This is a genomic window from Streptomyces sp. NPDC002773 (genome assembly GCF_040295605.1).
Lineage (GTDB): Bacteria > Actinomycetota > Actinomycetes > Streptomycetales > Streptomycetaceae > Streptomyces.
Genome location: NZ_JBEOVO010000012.1, coordinates 105,463 through 127,272, shown reverse-complemented (window position 1 = coordinate 127,272; position 21,810 = coordinate 105,463). Strand labels below are relative to the sequence as shown.

At 71.4% G+C, this 21,810-nt stretch carries 17 protein-coding genes; 12 read left to right on the top strand and 5 right to left on the bottom strand.

The window, feature by feature from the left end; all coding sequences use genetic code 11:
* Positions 1–38 precede the first annotated feature (38 nt).
* On the top strand, positions 39–2,012 hold the full coding sequence (locus tag ABT034_RS17235) for an ATP-dependent DNA helicase (RefSeq protein ID WP_351215907.1): 1,974 nt from the start codon (positions 39–41) through the stop codon (positions 2,010–2,012).
* A 111-nt stretch (positions 2,013–2,123) separates the two neighbouring features.
* On the opposite strand, the gene lexA is transcribed toward ABT034_RS17235, so the two are convergent.
* Entirely contained in the window at positions 2,124–2,912 is a 789-nt protein-coding gene (lexA, locus tag ABT034_RS17230) for a transcriptional repressor LexA (protein WP_073819697.1), read from the bottom strand.
* A 438-nt stretch (positions 2,913–3,350) separates the two neighbouring features.
* Between lexA and nrdR the strand changes: the two genes are divergently transcribed.
* Both nrdR and ABT034_RS17220 read left to right on the top strand, forming a co-directional pair.
* Positions 3,351–3,860: a transcriptional regulator NrdR gene (gene nrdR, locus ABT034_RS17225; RefSeq protein WP_351215904.1), complete on the top strand. Its 510-nt coding sequence runs from the start codon at positions 3,351–3,353 to the stop codon at positions 3,858–3,860.
* Between the two features lie 171 nt (positions 3,861–4,031).
* Positions 4,032–6,926, top strand: coding sequence for a vitamin B12-dependent ribonucleotide reductase (locus ABT034_RS17220; RefSeq protein ID WP_351215902.1), 2,895 nt, complete (start codon positions 4,032–4,034; stop codon positions 6,924–6,926).
* A 114-nt stretch (positions 6,927–7,040) separates the two neighbouring features.
* On the opposite strand, the gene ABT034_RS17215 is transcribed toward ABT034_RS17220, so the two are convergent.
* Positions 7,041–7,571 (bottom strand): TerD family protein, encoded by a 531-nt coding sequence (locus tag ABT034_RS17215; RefSeq protein ID WP_351215900.1) that lies wholly within the window; start codon positions 7,569–7,571, stop codon positions 7,041–7,043.
* Positions 7,572–7,809: 238 nt separating this feature from the next.
* Between ABT034_RS17215 and ABT034_RS17210 the strand changes: the two genes are divergently transcribed.
* From ABT034_RS17210 to ABT034_RS17195, 4 genes are all read left to right on the top strand, one after another.
* Positions 7,810–8,544: an arylamine N-acetyltransferase family protein gene (locus ABT034_RS17210; protein WP_351215898.1), complete on the top strand. Its 735-nt coding sequence runs from the start codon at positions 7,810–7,812 to the stop codon at positions 8,542–8,544.
* A 42-nt stretch (positions 8,545–8,586) separates the two neighbouring features.
* Positions 8,587–9,192, top strand: a complete 606-nt coding sequence (locus ABT034_RS17205; protein WP_351215896.1) for a YdbC family protein — start codon at positions 8,587–8,589, stop codon at positions 9,190–9,192.
* Between the two features lie 159 nt (positions 9,193–9,351).
* A complete protein-coding gene (locus ABT034_RS17200; protein WP_351215894.1) occupies positions 9,352–10,011 on the top strand; it encodes a histidine phosphatase family protein in 660 nt (219 codons plus the stop codon).
* A gap of 12 nt (positions 10,012–10,023) precedes the next feature.
* Entirely contained in the window at positions 10,024–10,932 is a 909-nt protein-coding gene (locus ABT034_RS17195; protein WP_351215892.1) for an ADP-ribosylglycohydrolase family protein, read from the top strand.
* 85 nt (positions 10,933–11,017) lie between these two features.
* Here the strand turns inward: ABT034_RS17195 and ABT034_RS17190 are convergent, their stop codons facing one another.
* The gene (locus ABT034_RS17190) at positions 11,018–12,571 is read right to left on the bottom strand and encodes an MFS transporter (protein WP_351215890.1); all 1,554 of its coding nucleotides are present in this window, start codon (positions 12,569–12,571) and stop codon (positions 11,018–11,020) included.
* 132 nt (positions 12,572–12,703) lie between these two features.
* On the opposite strand from ABT034_RS17190, the gene ABT034_RS17185 reads away from it, so the two are divergent.
* From ABT034_RS17185 to ABT034_RS17175, 3 genes are all read left to right on the top strand, one after another.
* Positions 12,704–13,321 (top strand): TetR/AcrR family transcriptional regulator, encoded by a 618-nt coding sequence (locus ABT034_RS17185; protein WP_351215888.1) that lies wholly within the window; start codon positions 12,704–12,706, stop codon positions 13,319–13,321.
* A 149-nt stretch (positions 13,322–13,470) separates the two neighbouring features.
* Complete coding sequence (gene rnhB, locus ABT034_RS17180) at positions 13,471–14,181, top strand: ribonuclease HII (protein WP_351215886.1); 711 nt, start codon at positions 13,471–13,473, stop codon at positions 14,179–14,181.
* 106 nt (positions 14,182–14,287) lie between these two features.
* On the top strand, positions 14,288–14,926 hold the full coding sequence (locus ABT034_RS17175) for a hypothetical protein (protein WP_351215884.1): 639 nt from the start codon (positions 14,288–14,290) through the stop codon (positions 14,924–14,926).
* Between the two features lie 58 nt (positions 14,927–14,984).
* Here the strand turns inward: ABT034_RS17175 and ABT034_RS17170 are convergent, their stop codons facing one another.
* Together ABT034_RS17170 and ABT034_RS17165 are read right to left on the bottom strand one after the other, a co-directional pair.
* Complete coding sequence (locus ABT034_RS17170; protein ID WP_351215882.1) at positions 14,985–15,614, bottom strand: hypothetical protein; 630 nt, start codon at positions 15,612–15,614, stop codon at positions 14,985–14,987.
* 228 nt (positions 15,615–15,842) lie between these two features.
* A complete protein-coding gene (locus ABT034_RS17165; RefSeq protein ID WP_351215880.1) occupies positions 15,843–18,026 on the bottom strand; it encodes a RecQ family ATP-dependent DNA helicase in 2,184 nt (727 codons plus the stop codon).
* A 141-nt stretch (positions 18,027–18,167) separates the two neighbouring features.
* Between ABT034_RS17165 and ABT034_RS17160 the strand changes: the two genes are divergently transcribed.
* Together ABT034_RS17160 and ABT034_RS17155 are read left to right on the top strand one after the other, a co-directional pair.
* Complete coding sequence (locus ABT034_RS17160) at positions 18,168–19,598, top strand: DUF4192 domain-containing protein (RefSeq protein ID WP_351215878.1); 1,431 nt, start codon at positions 18,168–18,170, stop codon at positions 19,596–19,598.
* Between the two features lie 115 nt (positions 19,599–19,713).
* The gene (locus ABT034_RS17155) at positions 19,714–21,786 is read left to right on the top strand and encodes a glycogen debranching N-terminal domain-containing protein (RefSeq protein WP_351215876.1); all 2,073 of its coding nucleotides are present in this window, start codon (positions 19,714–19,716) and stop codon (positions 21,784–21,786) included.
* Positions 21,787–21,810 lie beyond the last annotated feature (24 nt).

Genomic DNA, 21,810 nt, shown 5'->3' with positions numbered 1-21,810 from the left:
CCGTGGCTGTCAGTGGCGCCCCGTAGGCTGGAAGGGCTATGACGAAGCCATCCCTCCCCGACCTCCTCCACGCCGCCGTCACCGCCGTCGGCGGCACGGAGCGGCCCGGCCAGGTCACCATGGCCGAGGCCGTGGCCGAGGCCATCGACGACAACTCCCACCTCCTCGTCCAGGCCGGCACCGGCACGGGCAAGTCCCTCGGCTACCTGGTGCCGGCACTGGCGCAGGGAGAGCGGGTGGTGGTGGCCACGGCCACCCTGGCGCTGCAGCGCCAGCTCGTCGAGCGCGACCTTCCGCGGACGGTCGACGCGCTGCATCCGCAGCTGCGGCGCCGCCCGCAGTTCGCCATGCTCAAGGGCCGGTCGAACTACCTGTGTCTGCACCGGCTCCATGAAGGCGTCCCGCAGGACGAGGAGGACGGCCTCTTCGACCCCTTCGAGGCGGCGGCCCCCACGAGCAAGCTGGGCCAGGACCTGATGCGGCTCCGGGACTGGTCGGACGAGACGGAGACCGGCGACCGGGACGACCTGACCCCGGGCGTCTCCGACAAGGCCTGGGCCCAGGTCTCGGTCTCCTCCCGGGAGTGCCTGGGCGCGAGCAAGTGCGCGTACGGGGCGGAGTGCTTCGCCGAGGCGGCGCGTGAGCGTGCCAAGCTCGCCGACGTCGTCGTCACCAACCACGCACTGCTCGCCATCGATGCGATCGAGGGCGCCCCGGTGCTCCCGCAGCATGAGGTGCTGATCGTCGACGAGGCGCACGAGCTGGTCTCCCGGGTCACCGGGGTGGCCACGGGCGAGCTCACTCCCGGCCAGGTCAACCGTGCCGTGCGCCGGTCCGCGAAGCTCGTCGACGAGAAGACCGCCGACCAGCTCCAGACCGCGGCCGAGGGATTCGAGCGGGTCATGGAGCTGGCTCTGCCGGGGCGCCTGGAGGAGATCCCGGAAGACCTCGCGTACGCCCTGATGGCGTTGCGGGACGCGGCCCGCGCGGTGATCTCGGCCCTGGGTTCCACCCGCGACCGGTCCGTGCAGGACGAGGACGCCGTACGCAAGCAGGCCATGGCCTCCGTGGAGAGCGTCCACGGTGTCGCGGAGCGGATCACGCAGGGTTCGGAGTGGGACGTCGTCTGGTACGAGCGGCACGACCGCTTCGGAGCCTCGGTGCGGGTCGCGCCGCTGTCCGTCTCGGGGCTGCTGCGGGAGAAGCTGTTCACGGAGCGGTCCGTGGTCCTGGCCTCGGCCACGCTCAAGCTGGGCGGCGACTTCAACGGTGTCGGTGCCTCTCTCGGGCTCTCTCCCGAGGGCACCAAGGGCGACGACCTGCCCGTCTGGAAGGGCATCGATGTCGGCTCCCCGTTCGACTATCCCAAGCAGGGCATTCTCTACGTCGCGAAGCACCTCTCCCGCCCCGCCCGCGACGGGGACCGCAGCGACATGCTGGACGAGCTGACCGAGCTGATGCAGGCGGCCGGCGGACGGACCCTCGGTCTGTTCTCGTCCATGCGCGCGGCGCAGCAGGCAGCGGAGGAGCTGCGGACCCGGATCCCGGAGCTGCCGATCCTGCTCCAGGGCGAGGACACACTGGGCGAGCTGATCAAGAACTTCGCCGCCGACCCGAAGACATGTCTCTTCGGGACGCTGTCGCTCTGGCAGGGCGTGGACGTCCCGGGCGCCAGCTGCCAGCTGGTCGTCATGGACAAGATCCCGTTCCCGCGGCCGGACGACCCGCTGATGAGCGCCCGTCAGAAGGCCGTCGAGGAGGCCGGTGGCAACGGCTTCATGGCGGTCGCGGCGACCCACGCGGCCCTGCTGATGGCCCAGGGCGCCGGCCGACTGGTGCGGGCGACGGGCGACCGGGGTGTCGTGGCGGTCCTCGACCCCCGCCTTGCGACGGCCAGGTACGGCAGCTATCTGAAGGCTTCGCTGCCGGACTTCTGGTACACGACCGACCGCAATCAGGTACGGAAGTCACTCGCGGCCATCGACGCCGCCTCGCAGGCCGCAGGTACCTGACGGTCACCACCGCCGGGGCTCGGACTGTGCGTCCGCGTCCCGACGGACACGGCAGGGCCCCGGGACCGGCGCAGGGGGTCCCGGGGCCCGGTCAGAGCCGGCGTGGTGGTGTCACACCCGCCGCAGGACCGCCACGACCTTGCCGAGGATGGTGGCCTCGTCGCCGGGGATCGGCTGGTACGCCGCGTTGTGCGGGAGCAGCCAGACGTGGCCGTCCTCGCGCTTGAAGCGCTTGACCGTCGCCTCGCCGTCCAGCATGGCGGCGACGATGTCGCCGTTCTCCGCGACGGGCTGGCGGCGCACGGTGACCCAGTCGCCGTCACAGATGGCGGCCTCGATCATCGAGTCGCCGACGACCTTGAGGACGAACAGCTCGCCGTCGCCGACAAGCTGCCGGGGGAGGGGGAAGACGTCCTCGACGGACTCCTCGGCCAGGATCGGGCCACCGGCGGCGATCCGGCCGACCAGGGGCACGTACGACGCGGCGGGCTTGCCCGTCGTGTCCGTCGGCTGGGTGCTCGGCTGGTCGGAGCCTCGAACCTCGTACGCCCGAGGCCGGTGCGGGTCGCGGCGGAGGAAACCCTTGCGCTCCAGCGCCATGAGCTGGTGCGCCACCGAAGAGGTGCTGGAGAGGCCGACCGCCTGCCCGATCTCACGCATCGACGGCGGGTAGCCGCGACGCTGGACCGAATCGCGGATGACTTCGATGACCCTGCGCTGCCGGTCGGTGAGACCGGAGCTGTCGGCGCGGATGCCTGGAGGTCGCCCGGGGAGGGCGCGGGCAGGTCGCCCGGGCTCCTCGCCGTTCATACTCACTTCGTTCATGGCGTGCACCGGCTCGAGTCGGCCCTGGGAGCGGTCCTGGGCGGTGATGGTGGCACTGTCTGCGGTGGTGGTCACGTCGTCGGCCCCTCTCGAATGGTCTCCCTGGCTGGCACAACGGTAGTGGCTTTCGAAAGGTTGCGCCAAACACACGTTCGAGTGAAAATTCGCAGATTGCCTTACGTCTGTTCGCATACGGGTGTATGAGCACACTCGCGCCGCCGACCGAATCGGACGCTACGGTAGCCTTCGCCGCTGGGCCGCGGGCACCCGGTGCTCCCCTTCAGTGTCGCATCCGAAGGGGGCGAATCCCGGGAGGGGGCGCGCCGCGACACGCGGAGGGCCTCGAAGCGCCCCTAACCCAAGATCTAGTGGTTGTATGGCACCGACCACCCAGGGGTAGTGGTACCCGGTCCTTCGGGGGCGCTCACATCGCCTATGCTGGTGGTCGCTTCGCAGGGCCTTGACGGGCCGCGCGAGGCTCACCAGTCGTGCCGTGAGGGAGGGTCGGAACCAATGCACTGCCCCTTCTGCAGGCACCCCGACAGCCGAGTCGTCGACAGTCGCACCACCGACGACGGGACGTCGATCCGACGCCGGCGCCAGTGCCCCGACTGCTCCCGTCGTTTCACGACGGTGGAGACGTGCTCGCTCATGGTGGTGAAGCGCTCCGGAGTCACCGAGCCCTTCAGTCGTACCAAGGTCATCTCCGGCGTCCGCAAGGCGTGCCAGGGGCGACCGGTCACCGAGGACGCCCTCGCCAAGCTCGGCCAGCGGGTCGAGGAGGCAGTGCGCGCCACCGGCAGCGCCGAGCTGACCACCCACGACGTGGGTCTGGCCATCCTCGGCCCATTGCAGGAGCTCGACCTGGTCGCGTACCTGCGCTTCGCGTCCGTTTACAAGGCTTTCGACAGCCTCGAAGACTTCGAGGCCGCCATTGCGGAACTCCGCGTGCGGCCTCCCGCTGAGAACCGCGGGACCGGTGCGACCCCTGGGGTCCCCGTTCCCGCCACCGCCGCCGACTGACCGGCGGTCCGGGACGAAGTGCCCGGCAGCCGGCCGCCGCGCGGCCTGGCAGACGTGCCCCGAGCGATCCCCTGTGACGTTCGTGGCAGCAGTACAGAACGACGTACAGAAGACGGTGCCCTGGGACTATCTGGGCGCCAAAGTGTGTTTTGCCCGTATATGGGAGGCGGCATGACAGAGACGGCGAGCGGTCCGGCACGTGGTTCTCGTTCCAAGGGGACCAAGGCGACGAGCAAGGGCCTGCGCATCGAGCGCATCCACACCACCCCCGGCGTGCATCCGTACGACGAGGTGGCCTGGGAGCGCCGTGACGTCGTCATGACCAACTGGCGCGACGGCTCGGTCAACTTCGAGCAGCGTGGCGTCGAGTTCCCCGACTTCTGGTCGGTGAACGCGGTCAACATCGTCACCAGCAAGTACTTCCGCGGGGCGGTCGGCACCCCCCAGCGCGAGACCGGTCTCAAGCAGCTCATCGACCGGATCGTGAAGACGTACACGAAGGCAGGCGAGGAGTACGACTACTTCGCCTCGCCCGCCGACGCCGAGATCTTCGAGCACGAGCTGGCCTACGCCCTCCTGCACCAGGTCTTCAGCTTCAACTCGCCGGTCTGGTTCAACGTCGGCACCCCGCAGCCCCAGCAGGTCTCCGCCTGCTTCATCCTGTCCGTCGACGACTCCATGGAGTCCATCCTCGACTGGTACAAGGAAGAGGGCATGATCTTCAAGGGCGGCTCCGGCGCCGGCCTGAACCTCTCCCGCATCCGCTCCTCCAAGGAGCTGCTCTCCTCCGGCGGCAACGCCTCCGGCCCGGTCTCCTTCATGCGCGGTGCCGACGCCTCCGCAGGAACGATCAAGTCGGGCGGCGCGACCCGTCGCGCGGCCAAGATGGTCATCCTCGACGTCGACCACCCCGACATCGAGGACTTCATCGAGACCAAGGTCAAGGAGGAGGAGAAGATCCGCGCCCTCCGTGACGCGGGCTTCGACATGGACCTGGGTGGCGACGACATCACGTCCGTCCAGTACCAGAACGCCAACAACTCCGTCCGTGTGAACGACGCCTTCATGAAGGCCGTCGAGGCCGGCGAGAAGTTCGGGCTCACCTCCCGGATGACCGGTGAGGTCATCGAGCAGGTCGACGCCAAGGCACTCTTCCGCAAGATGGCCGAGGCCGCGTGGGCCTGTGCCGACCCGGGCATCCAGTACGACGACACGATCAACCACTGGCACACCTGCCCCGAGTCGGGCCGGATCAACGGCTCGAACCCGTGCAGCGAGTACATGCACCTGGACAACACGTCCTGCAACCTCGCCTCGCTGAACCTGATGAAGTTCCTCAAGGACGACGGCAAGGGCAACCAGTCCTTCGACGTCGAGCGCTTCGCCAAGGTTGTCGAGCTCGTCATCACCGCGATGGACATCTCCATCTGCTTCGCCGACTTCCCCACCCAGAAGATCGGTGAGAACACCCGCGCCTACCGCCAGCTCGGCATCGGTTACGCCAACCTCGGCGCCCTGCTGATGGCGACCGGCCACGCGTACGACTCCGACGGCGGCCGCGCCCTCGCCGGTGCCATCACCTCCCTGATGACCGGCACCTCGTACAAGCGCTCCGCCGAGCTCGCCGCTGTCGTCGGCGCGTACGACGGCTACGCCCGCAACGCCGAGCCGCACCAGCGCGTCATGCGTCAGCACGCCGACGAGAACACGAAGGCCGTCCGCGTGGACGACCTCGACTCGCCGATCTGGGCCGCCGCGACGGAGGCCTGGCAGGACGTGATCCGCCTCGGCGCCAAGAACGGCTTCCGCAACGCGCAGGCCTCGGTCATCGCCCCCACCGGCACCATCGGTCTCGCGATGTCCTGCGACACCACCGGCCTCGAGCCTGACCTCGCCCTGGTCAAGTTCAAGAAGCTCGTCGGCGGCGGCTCGATGCAGATCGTCAACGGCACCGTCCCGCAGGCCCTGCGCCGCCTGGGCTACCAGGAGGAGCAGATCGAGGCGATCGTCGCCCACATCGCCGAGCACGGCAATGTGATCGACGCCCCCGGTCTGAAGACCGAGCACTACGAGGTCTTCGACTGCGCCATGGGCGAGCGCTCCATCTCCGCGATGGGCCACGTCCGCATGATGGCCGCCATCCAGCCGTGGATCTCCGGCGCCCTCTCCAAGACCGTGAACCTGCCGGAGACGGCCACGGTCGAGGACGTCGAGGAGGTCTACTACGAGGCCTGGAAGATGGGCGTCAAGGCGCTCGCGATCTACCGCGACAACTGCAAGGTCGGCCAGCCGCTCTCCGCGAAGAAGAAGGAGACCGAGAAGGCCGAGGTCACCGCGAAGTCCGAGGCGACGATCCGCGAGGCCGTCGAGAAGGTCGTCGAGTACCGTCCGGTCCGCAAGCGCCTCCCCAAGGGCCGCCCGGGGATCACCACCTCCTTCACCGTCGGTGGCGCCGAGGGCTACATGACCGCCAACTCCTACCCGGACGACGGTCTCGGCGAGGTCTTCCTCAAGATGTCCAAGCAGGGTTCGACGCTCGCCGGCATGATGGACGCCTTCTCCATCGCCGTCTCCGTCGGTCTGCAGTACGGCGTCCCGCTCGAGACGTACGTCTCGAAGTTCACCAACATGCGCTTCGAGCCGGCCGGCATGACGGACGACCCGGACGTGCGGATGGCGCAGTCGATCGTCGACTACATCTTCCGCCGCCTGGCGCTGGACTTCCTGCCCTTCGAGACCCGCTCCGCCCTCGGCATTCACTCGGCCGAGGAACGTCAGCGCCACCTGGACACCGGCTCGTACGAGCAGTCCGAGGAGGACGACGTCGACGTCGAGGCCCTGGCCCAGTCCGCGCCCCGCACCCCGGAGCTGAAGGCCGTCGCGCCCGTGGCCCCGAAGGTCGAGGTCCCGGCCCCGAAGCAGGCCCACACCTCGGCGGAGCTCGTCGAGATGCAGCTCGGCATCAGCGCCGACGCCCCGCTCTGCTTCTCCTGCGGCACCAAGATGCAGCGCGCCGGCTCCTGCTACATCTGCGAGGGCTGCGGCTCGACCAGCGGCTGCAGCTGAGATCCGACGGGTCCGCGCCGGACGTGATGTCCGGCGCGGACCGGTCGGGTGACTGACCAGCGACTCACGTAGGGGACCGGCCTTGGGCCGGTCCCCTACGCCGTGTCCGGGGTTTCAGGGGCGAGCGGAGCCCAGCAGCTGGGCGAAGTCCTGAGGGCCGGCGTCGAAGCCGCGGCTGAGCGGGCGGTACGTCCAGCCCTCGGCGCCGTCGCGGGTGAACTCCACGACCGTCGCCGACAGAGCGTCCCGTACGTCCGCGAAGTCATGGACCAGCAGGTCCGTGTAGCCCTCGCGGACCCGTACGCCCGTGTTCGCTATGTCGCCGAAGGCCAGTCGCCCACCGGCCTGCTGTATGGCGACGCCCACCACCACGCGCGCGTACCGCGGTGCCAGCCTGTCCAGCTCCAGGGTCATGGCCTCGTCGTAGCCGAATCCCTGGCCCGTACGGCTGTCGCGGTGGAGGGTGATCGTGCCGTCGGGCGAGCGACTGCCGAAGTGCACCAGGTGGACCGGCGCTCCGTGCGGATCGTCCGCCGCGAAGACGCCGGCGACGATGTCCAGGTCGTGGGCCGGAGTGCCGGTCGGGGCGGGGTCCCACTTGAGCGTCACCTCGACCTTTCCCACTCCCTTGTTGAGTCCGCTCATGGTGCTTCCCCTCTCCGCGTACGCCCCCGCGCACGCCTCGCGTCGTACCGTCGACCCGCTCGAAAGCCCGTGGTCGTAAGCCGATTACTCATGGTGTCATGGGGCTACGACAGTGGACCGAGGGTTGAGGGGGGAGAGCGGTTTGTGGAGTGGTGAGGAGCTGGATCTCGACGCATATCTGGCTCGAATCGGATACGAGCCTGAGCGGGACGGGGAACTCGTAGCCGATCTCCGGACGTTGACGTATCTGCACCGGGCCCACGTCGGAGCCATACCGTTCGAGAACCTCGACGTGGCCCTCGGGAAGCCGGTGCCCCTGGACCTGAAGAGCCTTCAGGGCAAGCTCGTCGAGAGGCGCCGGGGAGGCTACTGCTACGAGCAGAACTCCCTGTTCGCGGCCGTTCTCGAGCGGATCGGCTTCGCGGTGGCCGGGCGCGGAGCCCGTAACCGGTCGAGGGGCGCGGTACTGCCGCCGGTCACGCACGCCCTTCTCGTCGTCACGATCGAGGGCGAACAGTGGCTGGCCGACGTCGGTTTCGGCTGGCAGGGGCCGCTGGAACCGGTGCCCCTGCGCGACGGGGCGCGGGTCGAGCAGAGCGGCTGGACGTTCGCGATCGGGGTCGAGGAGGAGGGCGTTCATGTGCTGCGCTCCCTGCGTCCGGGGGGCTGGGCCGACCTGTACGCCTTCGCCCCGCAGGCCCTCTACCCCGGTGACTTCATCGTCATGAACCACTACAGCTCCAGCCATCCGCAGTCGCGTTTCCTCGGCCAGGTCGTGGCCCAGCGGCCGGGCGCGGAGGTGCGCAAGGCGCTGGTGCGCGAGACGCTCTCGGCGGTGCGGACGAACGGCGTCGGCGAGGAACGGATCGTGGGTGCCGACGAGTTGATCGCGACCCTGAGGACCGAATTCGGGATCGAACTGGACGACGAGGAGCGCGCGGGTCTGGAGCGAATGCATCCGGCGGGAGTCTGAAGGGGCCTGCCGGGGCGGTCGTCGGGCCCGTACGATGGCGCGGTGCTGGTCAAGTGGATTCGCTGCACCGTGGTGGACCGTCGAGGGTTCGAGCGGGGGCAGCGGAAATGGGCGGGGCTGCTCGGTGAGCCGGGCTTCCGGGGGCAGGGCGGCGGGTGGAGCCGGAGTCGGCCGGACGTCGCCCACGTCTTCGCGTTCTGGGAGAGCCGGGCGTTCTACGACTCGTTCATGGCGCGCTCGCACGATCGTCTGGCGACCGCGCAGGTCGGCACGTTCAAGGACAGCCAGGTCAAGCTGTTCGACCACCGTTTCGACGTGAAGACGGGGTTCGAGCCGCGGTTCTCCGACGCCGACGTCGCGCGCGTGGCGCACTGCCGTGTCCATGAGGACCGGGCCGAGCACTTCGCGCTCATGCAGGAGAAGGTGTGGAATCCGGCGATGGCCGGATCGCCCGGCATGCTGCGGGGTCTGTTCGGGGAGGCGCCCGGCAGTGAGTTCCTGGTGCTCTCGATGTGGAAGTCCGCCGCGGAGCACGGAAAGTACCGGGTGGAGCGCATCGAGCGGCTCGGACTTCGGGCCGGGACCGCGGCCGACGTGGCGGCGCTGGCCGGGGACGTGGTGAAGCTCGAGCCGTCCTGGACGGTCTGAGGCCGCTTCGCCCGCACCGGCCTCGCCCGCACCGGGCGCGAGTGACGGCACCGGCCGGGCGACGGCACCGGTCGGGCGCTCACCGGTCACCTACCCCGGATGGCCTCCGGGCCCCTCCTCGGCTGAGCCCGTCCGGGACCGGCGATCTAGGGTCGGGGTATGGCACGACCGCGGCGCATCGTTCTCGTACGGCACGGAGAGTCCGAGGGCAATGCCGATGACACGGTGTACGAGCGGGAGCCCGACCACGCCCTGCGGCTCACCGCGGCCGGGTTGCGGCAGGCGGAGCGGACGGGGGAGTGGCTGCGGGAGCTCTTCGGGGAGGAGGCGGTCAGCGTCTACGTCTCGCCGTACCGCCGCACCCACGAGACCCTCAGCGCCTTCCGGCTGCCCCCGGAGAAGGTCAGGGTGCGGGAGGAGCCGCGCCTCCGGGAGCAGGACTGGGGCAACTGGCAGGAGCGGGATGACGTACGTCTCCAGAAGGCCTACCGGGACGCGTACGGGCACTTCTTCTACCGTTTCGCGCAGGGGGAGTCGGGGGCGGACGTCTACGACCGCGTCGGGGCGTTCCTGGAGAGCCTGTACCGCAGCTTCGAGGCACCCGACCATCCGCCCAACGTGCTGCTGGTGACCCATGGACTGACCATGCGCCTGTTCTGCATGCGCTGGTTCCACTGGACGGTCGCGGACTTCGAGTCGCTCTCCAATCCGGGCAACGGCGAGACCCGTGTTCTCCTGCTCGGTGAGGACGGGAGATACCGCCTGGACCGGCCGTTCGAACGCTGGCGTACCCCGGAACCGTACGGCCCTACCGGATAGAGTGGCAGACCGATGACCGCTGACTCCTCATTCGACCGGCGCTTCGACCGCGCCCTGGCCAGCCTGCGCGGGCTGTCCGTGGGAGACGCCCTGGGCTCCCAGTTCTTCGTACCCGCCCACTACCCCCTGCTGAAGCGGCGCGAGCTGCCCGACGGCCCCTGGCAGTGGACCGACGACACCGAGATGGCCTGCTCCGTCCTGGCCGTCCTCGCCCGCCACGAGCGGATCGACCAAGACGCCCTGGCCCTGTCCTTCGCCCAGCACCACGACTTCGACCGGGGCTACGGCCCGGCCGTCAACCGAATGCTCCGGCTGATCCGGGAGGGTGGCGACTGGCGGGAACTGGCCGCCGCGCTCTTCCAGGGCCAGGGCTCCTGGGGCAACGGGGCCGCGATGCGGATCGCCCCGCTCGGAGCCTGGTACGCGGAGGACCCGGAGCAGGCCACGCACCAGGCCGAGATCTCCGCGTACACGACCCATCAGCACCGCGAGGCCGTGGTGGGCGCGATGGCCGTCGCCGCCGCTGCCGCGCTGGCCGCCGATCCCGCCGGACCGCCCACGCCCGAGGCGCTGCTCGACGGGGTCATCGCCCTCGTACCGCGCAGCGCGGTCGGCGCGGGCCTGCGCCGGGCCCGCGACATGCTCGACTACGGCGACGCGGGCACGGTCGCCGCTGTGCTCGGCAGCGGCCGGCGGACGAGCGCGCACGACACGGTTCCGTTCGCCCTGTGGTCGGCCGCCCGTGGCCTGGGCGATTTCGAGCGGGTGTTCTGGACGACCGCGCAGGTCGGCGGCGACGTCGACACGACCTGCGCCATCGCCGGAGGTGTGGTGGCGGCCGCGGCGAACGGTGCGCCGCCGGCGGAATGGCTGCGGCAGACCGAGGCCCTTCCCGAGTGGGTCCCGGTCACGGCCGCCTGAAACGGCGCGATGCCCCCTGAGCCCCAGCCAGGGCTCAGGGGGCATCGGTCTGCGTAGGCGACCGGCCCGGAGGCCATCCGCGTGCTCAGGCGACCGGTCCGGCGGCCTCCGCACGGCCGCTGAGCGCTTCCAGATCGCTTTTGCGGACCCGGATCATCAGGACGGCTGTGACCAGCGCGATCAGTACCATCGCGACCGCCGCCATGAAGGCCGTGGAGATGCCGGAGGTCAGCACCTCGTGGCCCCAGGGCGCCGGCAGCTCGTGATTCTTCAGGGCCTCGGCCTGCTGCTCGGGAGTCGCGGCCTTGAGGAAGCCCGGCATCTGCCTCTCGCTCTCCTCCCGGCTGGCCGTACCGAAGACCGTCACCAGGATCGACAGGCCGAGCGAGCCGCCCACCTGCTGGGTGGCGTTCAGCAGGCCCGACGCGGCGCCCGCCTCGTGCTGGGCCACACCGGAGACGGCCGTGAGCGTGAGGGTCACGAAGTTGAGGCCCATGCCGAAGCCGAACAGGACCATGGGGCCGAGGACGCCGCTCGCGTAGCTGCTGTCCGAGCTGATGAACGTCAGCCAGAAGAGGCCGGCACCCGTGATCGCCGAACCGGCCACCATGAACGGTTTGGGCCCGAGCACCGGCAGCAGCCGCTGAGCGAGCCCCGCGCCGGTGACGATCGCGACGGTCACCGGCAGGAAGGCGAGCCCGGACTGGATCGGGCTGTACCCCAGCACGCCCTGGACCCACAGCACGATGAAGAAGAACATGCCGAACATGGCGGCCGCCAGGCTGAGCATGATGATGTACGTGCCCGAGCGGTTGCGGTCCGCGAACATCCGGAGTGGGGTGATCGGCTCCTTGGCGCGTGACTCCACGAGCGCGAAGGCCACGAGGAGGATGACCGCCGAGACGAAGGAACCGATGGTCAGCGCGTCCTCCCAGCCCTTCTCGGACGCCCGGATGAACCCGTAGACCAGCGCGGCCATGCCGAGTGTCGACGTCGTGGCGCCCGCGATGTCGAACCGACCGGGGTGGCGCTCGGACTCCGCGATGTAGCGCGGGGTCAGGAAGGCGATCAGCAGGCCGATGGGGACGTTGACGAAGAGGACCCAGCGCCAGTCCAGCCACTCCGTGAGCATGCCGCCGGCGAGCAGACCGATGGCGCCGCCACCGGCGGAGACCGCGGCGAACACGCCGAACGCCCGGTTGCGTTCCGGCCCTTCGGGGAACGTCGTGGTGATCAGCGCGAGCGAGGTGGGCGAGGCGATGGCGCCGCCCACTCCCTGCAGGGCCCGGGCGGCGAGGAGGTGCCAGGGCTCCTGGGCGAAGCCTCCGAGCAGTGAGGCGAAGGTGAAGAGCAGGATGCCGGCCATGAACACCCGGCGGCGCCCCAGGATGTCTCCCGCGCGTCCGCCGAGCAGCAGCAGACCGCCGAAGGTCAGGGTGTAGGCGCTGAGCACCCACGACAGGTCGGTGGTCGAGAAGGAGAGCGCGTCCTGGATGTGCGGAAGCGCGATGTTCACGATGGTGGCGTCGAGGACGACCATCAGCTGGCAGGCGGCGATGACGGTCAGGGCGATCCCTGGCCGCCCTCCGGCGCGCGCAGGTCCGTCCTTGGTCTGTGTGTCCACCGGAGAAGTTGTCACTATGGATCCCCCACGGAAGAATTAGTGAACGCACCCGTTCACTGTCCACCACGGTAGTGAGTCCCCCTCAGTGAACGCAACCGTTCACTGAGCGCTGCCGACGACACGCATCGCCTCAACGGAGAGATCCTGATGGTTACTTCGCGCTCCGCGGCCGCCGCCCGGCCGGAAGGGGCGTCGCTGAGACGCCGCGGCCCCGTGCTCGAACGGGCCATTCTGGAGGCCACGCTCGACCAGCTGGGAAGTGTCGGCTGGAACGGTCTGACGATGGAGGGTGTCGCGGTAGGCGCGCAGACGGGCAAAGCCGCGGTGTACCGGCGCTGGCCGTCGAAGGAAGATCTCGTCGCGGACGCGCTCCGGGCCGGGCTGCCGGCGCTCGGCGAGGCGCCGGATCTCGGGGGCGTGCGCGACGATCTGTACGAGCTGTGTCGCCGCGTGCGGGACGTCATGTACTCCAAGCCCGGATTCGCCCTGCGTGCCGTGCTTCACGAATGCGATGCCGAGGCCGCCGAAAAGTTCCACGGCGTGATCGTCGCAGGGGTGGTCGAGCCCTCGGCCCGCCTCTTCCGGGCCGTCCTGGTCCGCGGAATCACACGGGGAGAGGTGCGGGCCGACGCGAATGACGACTTGGTGATCGACGTCATTCCCGCCATGATGATGTACCGATCCAAGGTGTGCGCGAGCGAATGGTCGGACCATGAGATTGCCGAGCTGGTCGACCGGATCATGGTGCCGCTGCTCCGTCCCTGACGCGGGCGGGGGCCGCTTCCCGGGCGTGGCTCGTACGGTTCCCCGGACGTGGCTCGTACGGTCGCGGGGCCCGTGCGGATTCTCCTCGGGCGCCCGAGGGGAATCCGGGTATCGCGAGCGGCACCAGGCGGCGTAACCTGTCAGGCGCCATGCCGTACGAACCACCCACCCACACCGTTGAGCGATCGCTCCGAGCCACCACCGGCGCCAAGATCGTCGCCGGAGTCGACGAGGTCGGGCGCGGGGCCTGGGCCGGCCCCGTCACGGTGTGCGCGGCCATCACCGGCCTGCGCAGGGCGCCCGAAGGTCTCACCGACTCCAAACTGCTCACCATCAAGCGCCGGAACGCGCTCGCCGTGGAACTGGAGCGGTGGGTCACGGCGTACGCGCTGGGCGACGCCACTCCGCAGGAGATCGACGAGCTCGGGATGACCGCGGCGCTGCGGCTCGCGGCGGTCCGGGCCCTCGAAGGCCTCCCGGTCCGACCCGACGCGGTGATCCTCGACGGCAAGCACGACTACCTCGGGAGCCCCTGGCAGGTCCGCACAGTGATCAAGGGCGACCAGTCCTGCATCGCCGTGGCCGCCGCCTCCGTCATAGCCAAGGTCCGCCGGGACGCCGTCATGGCAGAGCTGCAGACCGGGGCCGAGGAGTACGCGGCCTACGCCTTCGGCGCCAACGCGGGCTACCCTTCGCCGGTCCACAAAGCGGCGCTCGCGGAGCTGGGGCCCACCCCTCACCACCGTCTCTCCTGGGCGTACCTGGACGCGATGCCCAGGTGGCGCCACCTCAAGAAGGTCCGCCTCTCCGCCGAGGCGGCCGCGCTGGAGAGCGGGGGCCAACTCGGCTTCGACTTCTGAACTTCCGGTCGCGGGACCCCGTCGAGGGGCCTCCCGAACGGCCGGGGTGCACATGTGTGCCCACCCGCCGGTGCCTCGCGCAGCGGCGTTTGATAGACATCCAGCCATGCCTCTCATCCCCGAGGAGTCTCAGATTCACGAGAGCGCCCAGGGTCCCCGCGCCACCGCGGCCGCCGGCCGCCCCGCGTCGACCCCCCGCCCCGTACCCGGCCCGCGTTCCGCCGCCTCTCCGCGGCCCGGACGCCCCGTTCCCGGGCCGGCCAGGCCCGCTTCCCCGGCGCCGCGCCCGCACCCCGGCGCCGGGCCGTCTCCGGCGCACACCCCGGAGAATCGTTCCGACCAGCGATCCACGCCGCAGCTCCAGCTGGTCCCGGCCCCCGTCGGCGGCGCGCTCGACGCCGCCGAAGAGGCCCTGGACCTGCTCCTGGAGAGTGGGCGGGCGCCCGGCGAGGTCCTCGTCCTCACCACCGGCGACCCGCATCCGTGGACGACGCACGAGCTGTCCTTCGGCGAGGCCGCCTACTGGGCCCAGCAGGACGCCGGTGACGACGTGTTCTTCGCGCACGCCGCCACGGTGGAGCAGGCGAAGTCCCGTCCTGTGGTGATCGTCGCCGTCAACGGCGGGGACGACGCGACGGCCGCCAAGGCCCTGCCGTCGGCGATGGCCCGCGCGAGCGTGCTGCTCGTCGTCTGCGGTGACCCGCAGCGGGTCTCGGCGCTCCTCGGAGCGGGCGCCGGCGTCTGACCGACCACCCCTCCGCCGGACCGGACCGGGCCGGCGGAGGTCGACGTCGCCCGTGCGATCAGCGCGCGGCCGCCCTGCGCAGGGGCTCGGTCGCGCCGCTCGCGGTTCTCGGCGTGAGCCGGCCGAGTTCGGCCGGCCCGTCACCGAGTGGCAGCGGGAGCGAGTCGGAGCTCGGACGGCGGCCGCCCCGGCCTTCCCCGAGGACCTGCCAGCCTGCCCGGGTCAGCGTGATGTACGCGCCGCAGCGGAGCCCGTGCAAGGTACAGGCGTCCCGGAGCCCCCACATCCAGGCTCCGTCCTCCTCCGTCCAACGCTCGTCGCCGTCACGGCAGTACAGCAGGACCGCGGTCCGTACGGGCGTGCGCCTGCGCAGGTCGTGCGGAATGACCCGCCGCAGATGCGCGAGGAGCGCGTTGCGGAAGTCCCAGCCGTCCGCCGGGGAGGGGCGCCGGACGAACGACGCGCTGGCGGCGAGCCGTTCCTCGTGGTCCAGAACCGCCAGGACGGCCATCGAGGGCGTGGGCGTGTGACGGGAGTGCAAGCCGCTGACGACCTCGCGGGGATTGCGCAGCAGCGGAATCCCCGCCGCTGACCACTCGGCCGGTTCGAGTATCCGAGCGAGGCGGCTGGCGGACTCGGACGAAGATCTGAGCGAGGTGGCTGTGGGCGGAGCGAATCCGAGGGTCACGGTCCTCCCTTCGGATACGCGCCCGCGAGGCGGGCAAGGTCGGGTGAGGGCGCACCACGGCACAGTCCTTCCGGGCCGCTGACGGGCCGTGCGAGGCGGTTTCCCAATTCTTGCTGGCCCGTGCGCGAGCGGCAACGAGCAATTGAGGCAGCTGACGGGAATGGGTTGGTATGCCACTCATATCCCTGCCCAGTTGCCCATTGTTCACTCCCCGTTTCCCCTCCTGTTTCACCCCTGGACGGCGAGCACCAGCGGAAACACCCCTTCCGCTCCGGCCTTCCGCAGCAGCCGCGCCGCGACCGCCAACGTCCAGCCGCTGTCGGACAGATCGTCCACGAGAAGAACCGGCCCACCCGCCGAGGCCAGCCGCTCGCCCAACTCGGCGGAGACCGTGAGGCTCCGCTGCAAGCCCACCACCCGCTGGGCGCTGTTGGTCCGGGGAAGCCGCAGCCCATCCGCCTCTGGCGCGTACTCCACCGCACCGAGCAGGGGCATTCTGCCGATCTCGGCGATGCGCTCCCCGAGCGACCCCACCAGGCGCGGCCGGCGGTGGGACGCGACGGTGACCACCCCGGCGGGCCGGGCCGGGGCGTCGGGCCCGCCGGAGGCCCAACCACCGGGCCCCTTGGCCCAGTCGGCGAGCACATGCACCACCGCCTGCACGACATCATCCGGCACGGGCCCGTCCGAAGCGCCGTCGGCCAGCAGCGGACGCAATCGGTTACCCCAGCCGATGTCCGAAAGCCGCCCCAGGGCGCGGCCGCCGAAGGCCTGCTCGCCGGGCGGGATACGGCCCTTCAGATCGACCCCGACTGCGGCGAGCCCCGTCGGCCACATCTTGCGGGGCTCCACCTCCACACCCGGCCGCCCCAACTCCCCCTTCGCGGCGTCCAGAGCCGCGTCCGAGACCTTCGGGTCGAACCGGTTCCCCGCACAGTTGTCACAGCGACCGCACGGAGCGGCCTCCTCGTCGTCCAGCTGGCGTCGAAGGAACTCCATCCGGCATCCCGTCGCCGCCGCGTAGTCGCGCATCGCCTGCTGCTCGGTCGCCCGCTGCCGCGCCACCCAGGCATACCGCTCGGTGTCGTACACCCACGGCCGGCCGGTGCTCTCCCAACCGCCCTTCACCCGCCGCACCGCGCCGTCCACGTCGAGGACCTTGAGCATCGTCTCGAGCCGTGTCCTGCGCAGTTCCACCAACGGCTCCAGAGCGGGCAGGGACAGCGGCCGGCCCGCCTGCGCGAGCACGTCGATCGTCCGGCGCACCTGCTCCTCGGGCGGGAAGGCGACCGATGCGAAGTAGCGCCAGATCGCCTCGTCCTCCTGCCCGGGCAGCAGCAGCACCTCCGCGTGCTCCACCCCTCGCCCGGCCCTGCCGACCTGCTGGTAGTAGGCGATCGGGGAGGAAGGCGACCCCAGATGCACCACGAAACCCAGGTCCGGCTTGTCGAAGCCCATGCCGAGCGCCGATGTCGCCACCAACGCCTTGACCCGGTTGGCCTGCAGATCGTCCTCCGCCTGCTGCCGGTCGGCGTTCTCCGTCCGGCCCGTGTACGACAAGACCGTGTGCCCGCACTGGCGCAGATAGGCCGTCACCTCGTCGGCCGCGGCGACCGTCAGCGTGTAGATGATCCCGGAGCCGGGCAGCTCGCCGAGGTGATCGGCCAGCCAGGCCAGCCGGTGGGCCGCGTCGGGCAGTCTGACCACGCCCAGACTCAGGCTCTCCCGGTCCAGTGGCCCGCGCAGCACGAGGGCGTCCGTGCCGGCGCCCGTACCGAGCTGCTCGGCCACGTCCGCCGTCACCCGGGCGTTCGCCGTCGCCGTGGTGGCGAGCACCGGCACCCCGGACGGCAGGTCGGCCAGCATCGTGCGCAACCTGCGGTAGTCAGGCCGGAAGTCGTGCCCCCAGTCCGAGATGCAGTGCGCCTCGTCGACCACGAGCAGCCCGGTGGCGGCCGCGAGCCGGGGAAGGACCTGGTCACGGAAGTCGGGATTGTTGAGTCGCTCGGGGCTCACGAGGAGCACGTCCACCTCCCCTGCGGACACCTCCTCCTGGACCGTGTCCCACTCCTCCGTGTTCGACGAGTTGATCGTCCGGGCGCGGATGCCCGCCCGAGCCGCCGCCTCCACCTGGTTGCGCATCAGTGCGAGCAGCGGGGAGACGATCACGGTCGGGCCGCTTCCGCGCTCACGGAGCAGCGAGGTCGCCACGAAGTACACCGCCGACTTCCCCCAGCCGGTCCGCTGCACGACCAGGGCCCGCCGCCGGTCGGCGACCAGGGCCTCGATGGCCCGCCACTGGTCCTCGCGCAGTCTCGCTTTGCCGGTCGGGTCCGATACGAGGCGGGCGAGCACGGCGTCGGCGGCGGTCCGGAGCGCGGCGCGGTCTTCCAGGGGATCTGCGTGGGTCATGCCTCCATGCAACCCGATGCCTCGGACATCGCGCGAATGAGCCGCCGAATCTGTGGACAACTCGAAGGGTGGCGGATGCCCCGTTCCAGGAGTTATCCACAGGGGTTTCGGATTTCGGGAGATCACGAGACCGTCCTGACCATGAACGCGAATCACCATGAATCCAGCGGACCCTCCCGTACCCAGATCACCCTGCGAGGCCCGGCTGAACTGGCCGACGCCCTGCCGTTCATGCTGGGCTTCCACCCCACCGACTCCGTCGTCCTGGTCGCCCTCCACGGCGAGCGCGGCCGCTTCGGCGGCCGGGTCAGGCTCGGCATCCCGCGCTCGCCCCGTGAATGGGAGTCGACCGCCGACCACCTCGCCGAATGCCTTGTCGACGGGGGAGCCAGGGGCGGTACCCGACCGGACGGCATCGTCGTCTTCCTCTGCCAGGACCCCCTGGCCGGCGAGACGGGCCGAAGGGTCATGGAGCGGCTGCGCCCCTTCTCCCAGCACCTGCGGACCGCCTGCGGCGCCCTCGACATCCCCGTCTACGAAGCCCTCTGCATCTCCGACGGCCTGTACTTCTCCTACTGCTGCCCCGACGCGCGCTGCTGCCCGCCCGACGGCACCCCGCTGGCGCTCAGCGGCACCTCGGTGATGGCGGCGACCGCGGCGTACGCCGGAGTCCAGGTCCGGGGCTCGCTTCGGGACATGGAAGGCCGGTTCAAGCCGTCCGGCGGCCCCGGGGAGGAAGAGCAGCGCACGGTGCTCGACGCGACCGCCGCCGCGATCGTCCCCCGGATCCTCGAAGGCGCCGAGGGCAAGGGGCGGGAGGAGGTGCGTGAGACGACGCTGCGGCTCGCACGCGACGTCCTCCGCCGGTTCGTCAACCCGAAGCGCCCCGGCCAGAAGAGCCCGATCAGCCCGCCGTGCCGGACGGACCGGACGGGCCGGACGAGCAGGGGTGGGGCCGGCGCCGAAACGGCCGAGGGCGATGCGGCCGATGACGCCCTGGTCGGGACGGACGAAGCGGCCGCGCTGATCATCGGCCTCCAGGACCGGGTCACCCGGGACCGCGCCGCCGAATGGATGGAGGGCTGGGAGGGCACAGCGGCCCTGCGGCTCTGGCGCGTCCTCTCCCGACGCTGCGTGAGCCCTTACCAGGAGCACGCCGCCGCGCCCCTCACCCTTGCCGGCTGGGTGGCCTGGTCCACCGGCGACGAGCCGACCGCCCGAGTCGCCCTGGGGCTCGCACTCGACGCCGACCCCGACTACGTGTTCGCCCGACTGCTGCACCAGGCGTGCAACGAAGGACTCGACCCCGAGTCGCTCCGCTCCTGCCTGAGGAGCGAGCGGGACGCCCGGGCCGCTCCCGCACCGCCCGCCCCCGCCGCCTCCCGCAGGGTCCGGATGCGCACCACCCGCCCGCCGGGCACCCGGCAGACCCTCCGGAAGCCCGGGCGCCAGACCTGCGGAGTGGAACGCCGCTCGACGGCCGGGGTCAGGCCCAGCGGGCCCGCCGCGGGGAAGCCGGGGAGCGGTGCCCCGAGGCGCGGCGGACAGCGCGGCTCCAGGAGTGGCCGATGACGACCGTGTCCCGGCCGCCCACAAGCGCGTTCAGCTCTCTGGCGGAGTCGTCCGAGCCGTCCCGCCGACCTTCCGCCGGCCGCCCGGTTCGCAGAGAGAGCACCCCGTACCCGCCATGGCCCTCAGCCCCGCCCCGGCCCCCGGCCGCCCACCCGGACCACCGACCGGTCACCCACCCGGGCGCCCGACCGGCACCGGTGCGTCTCCTCCGCGCGGGGCGCGACCCGCGGAGCTTCCTTCGGTGCACGGTTCGCTCCTCTGCGTGGCCCTGCCCGCCCTCGCCGTCTGCGCGGAGCACGGCCAGCTCACCGGCGAGGGACCCGAGGGCGTGTACGCGGCGGGTCGCCGGCTCCTCTCCCGCTGCGTCCTACGCGTGGCGGGGCGGGAGCCCGTCGCCCTCCAGGGGCGCATGGCGGCCGCCGACCGGGCGGCGTTCCTCGGCGTCGTCCGAGTACCGGGCGACACGGGGCCCGATCCCGGTCTCACCGTCGAACGCACGAGGAGCGCCGACGGTACCGAGCGGATCACCCTGCGCAGCGCTGCCCCCCGCCCCCTCCGCCTCCCCGTGGAAATCGCTCTGGGGACGGATCTCGCGGACCTGGGGGCGGTGGCGTCGGGCCGCTGCGGACCCGAGCTCGCCGCGAGCGTCCACGGCACGGGCCTGCGCTGGACCGGTGACGGCAGGTCCGTCGCCGTCAGCGCGGACCCGCCCCCCACGGACTCGCTGGCGGCGGCCGGAGTGCTGCGCTGGGAGGCGGAGCTGGCTCCCGGGGGCGCGTTCACGCTCCAGCTGCGCGTACGGGACGACTCGCCCGCCCGTCCCTCGGCCTCCCCGGGTGCGGGCGCCGGCCGGCCCGGCGGCCATGTGCTCGCCGATGCCCAGGCCGAGGGCGACGATCCGCGCCCGGGGGAACTGCTGCGTGCGGCCGTCGAGGACCTGCGCGCCCTGCTCCAGCGGGACCCGGCGCACCCGGCGGACGTACATCTCGCGGCCGGCGTCCCCTGGCGCTGCGGACCGGTCACCGCCGAGGCGCTCTGGGCGGCCCGCATGGCCCTTCCTCTCGGCACCCGGCTCGCCGCCACCACCCTGCGTGCCCTCGGGCGTACCCAACTCTCCGGTGCGGGAGCCGAGTCCGGACGCCTCCGCGGCCCGCTCAGGGACGCGGGGCCGCACCTGCCGCCCCGTTGTACGGGCATCGAGGCCACCCTGGCCTTCCCGGTCGTTCTCGCCGAGGCCCGCCGCTGGGGGCTCCCGGCGGCAGACCTGGAGGAGCTGCTTCCGGTGGCGGAGCGCTGCCTCGGCTGGCTGCGCCGGGCCGCCGGAGGAAACGGCCTCGTGCCGGACCCGGGGCCCGCCGGACCCTGGCGGACCGAGACGCAGGCGCACGCCCACCGTGCGGCCCTGCTCGGAGCGGACCTGCTCGACGACTGCGGGAGGCCCGGGGGAGACGCCCTGCGGGAAACGGCACGGACGCTGCGTGAGCGCTTCCGGCGGGAATTCTGGCTCGACGACCGGGCCGGAGGCCGCCCCGCCGTGGGACGCACGCCTGACGGACGGAGCCTGCCCCACCTGGGGGGCTGGGCCGCTCACCTGCTCGACACGGGGCTGCTCGGCGGCGGCCGCTACGCGCGGGGCCTGCTGGACAGGACGGAGACCGAGCAGGTGGCGAGGCTGGTGGGCACCCCGGCCCTGGACTCCGGCTGGGGGCTGCGCGGCCTGGGCGTCAAAGAGGCGGGATACAACCCGTTCGGTCACCGGGCGGGCGCGGTGCGGGTGCACGAGACGGCGGTCGCCGTGGCCGGGCTTGCCGCCGTCGGTCACGAGAAGGAGGCCACCGCTCTGTTGCGCGGGCTGATGGACGCGTCGGAGGCCTTCGCCCATCGGCTGCCCGAGATGTACGCCGGGGAACAGCGCACGGCGGGCGGGCGCCCGGTGCCGCACCCGGCCGCGTGCCGGCCGGCGGGCGTCGCGGCCGCCGGAGCCGTGCACGCCCTGCTGGCCCTCGCCGGAATCCGGCCCGACGCCCCGGGCCGTTCCGTGTCGACGCACCCCCTGAGGTCGGCCCCGCTGGGTGCGATCCGGTTCTCCGGGCTCGTGGTCGCCGGGGAGCCGTTCGCCGTGCGGGTCGGCAGGCTCGGTCTCGGTATGGTCGAGGAGGCCGCAGAAGGCCTTCAACTGGGGGTGTGACGGGATGCCGGACACAGACACGAG

Bases quoted from the DNA above. Each gene is read 5' to 3' on its own strand.
- nrdR (WP_351215904.1), top strand. From the start codon at position 3,351: ATGCACTGCCCCTTCTGCAGGCACCCCGACAGCCGAGTCGTCGACAGT.
- ABT034_RS17220 (WP_351215902.1), top strand. From the start codon at position 4,032: ATGACAGAGACGGCGAGCGGTCCGGCACGTGGTTCTCGTTCCAAGGGG.
- rnhB (WP_351215886.1), top strand. From the start codon at position 13,471: ATGCCGTACGAACCACCCACCCACACCGTTGAGCGATCGCTCCGAGCC.
- ABT034_RS17235 (WP_351215907.1), top strand. From the start codon at position 39: ATGACGAAGCCATCCCTCCCCGACCTCCTCCACGCCGCCGTCACCGCC.
- ABT034_RS17200 (WP_351215894.1), top strand. From the start codon at position 9,352: ATGGCACGACCGCGGCGCATCGTTCTCGTACGGCACGGAGAGTCCGAG.
- ABT034_RS17160 (WP_351215878.1), top strand. From the start codon at position 18,168: ATGAACGCGAATCACCATGAATCCAGCGGACCCTCCCGTACCCAGATC.
- ABT034_RS17215 (WP_351215900.1), bottom strand. From the start codon at position 7,571: ATGAGCGGACTCAACAAGGGAGTGGGAAAGGTCGAGGTGACGCTCAAG.
- ABT034_RS17185 (WP_351215888.1), top strand. From the start codon at position 12,704: ATGGTTACTTCGCGCTCCGCGGCCGCCGCCCGGCCGGAAGGGGCGTCG.
- ABT034_RS17175 (WP_351215884.1), top strand. From the start codon at position 14,288: ATGCCTCTCATCCCCGAGGAGTCTCAGATTCACGAGAGCGCCCAGGGT.
- ABT034_RS17165 (WP_351215880.1), bottom strand. From the start codon at position 18,026: ATGACCCACGCAGATCCCCTGGAAGACCGCGCCGCGCTCCGGACCGCC.
- ABT034_RS17155 (WP_351215876.1), top strand. From the start codon at position 19,714: ATGGCCCTCAGCCCCGCCCCGGCCCCCGGCCGCCCACCCGGACCACCG.
- ABT034_RS17195 (WP_351215892.1), top strand. From the start codon at position 10,024: ATGACCGCTGACTCCTCATTCGACCGGCGCTTCGACCGCGCCCTGGCC.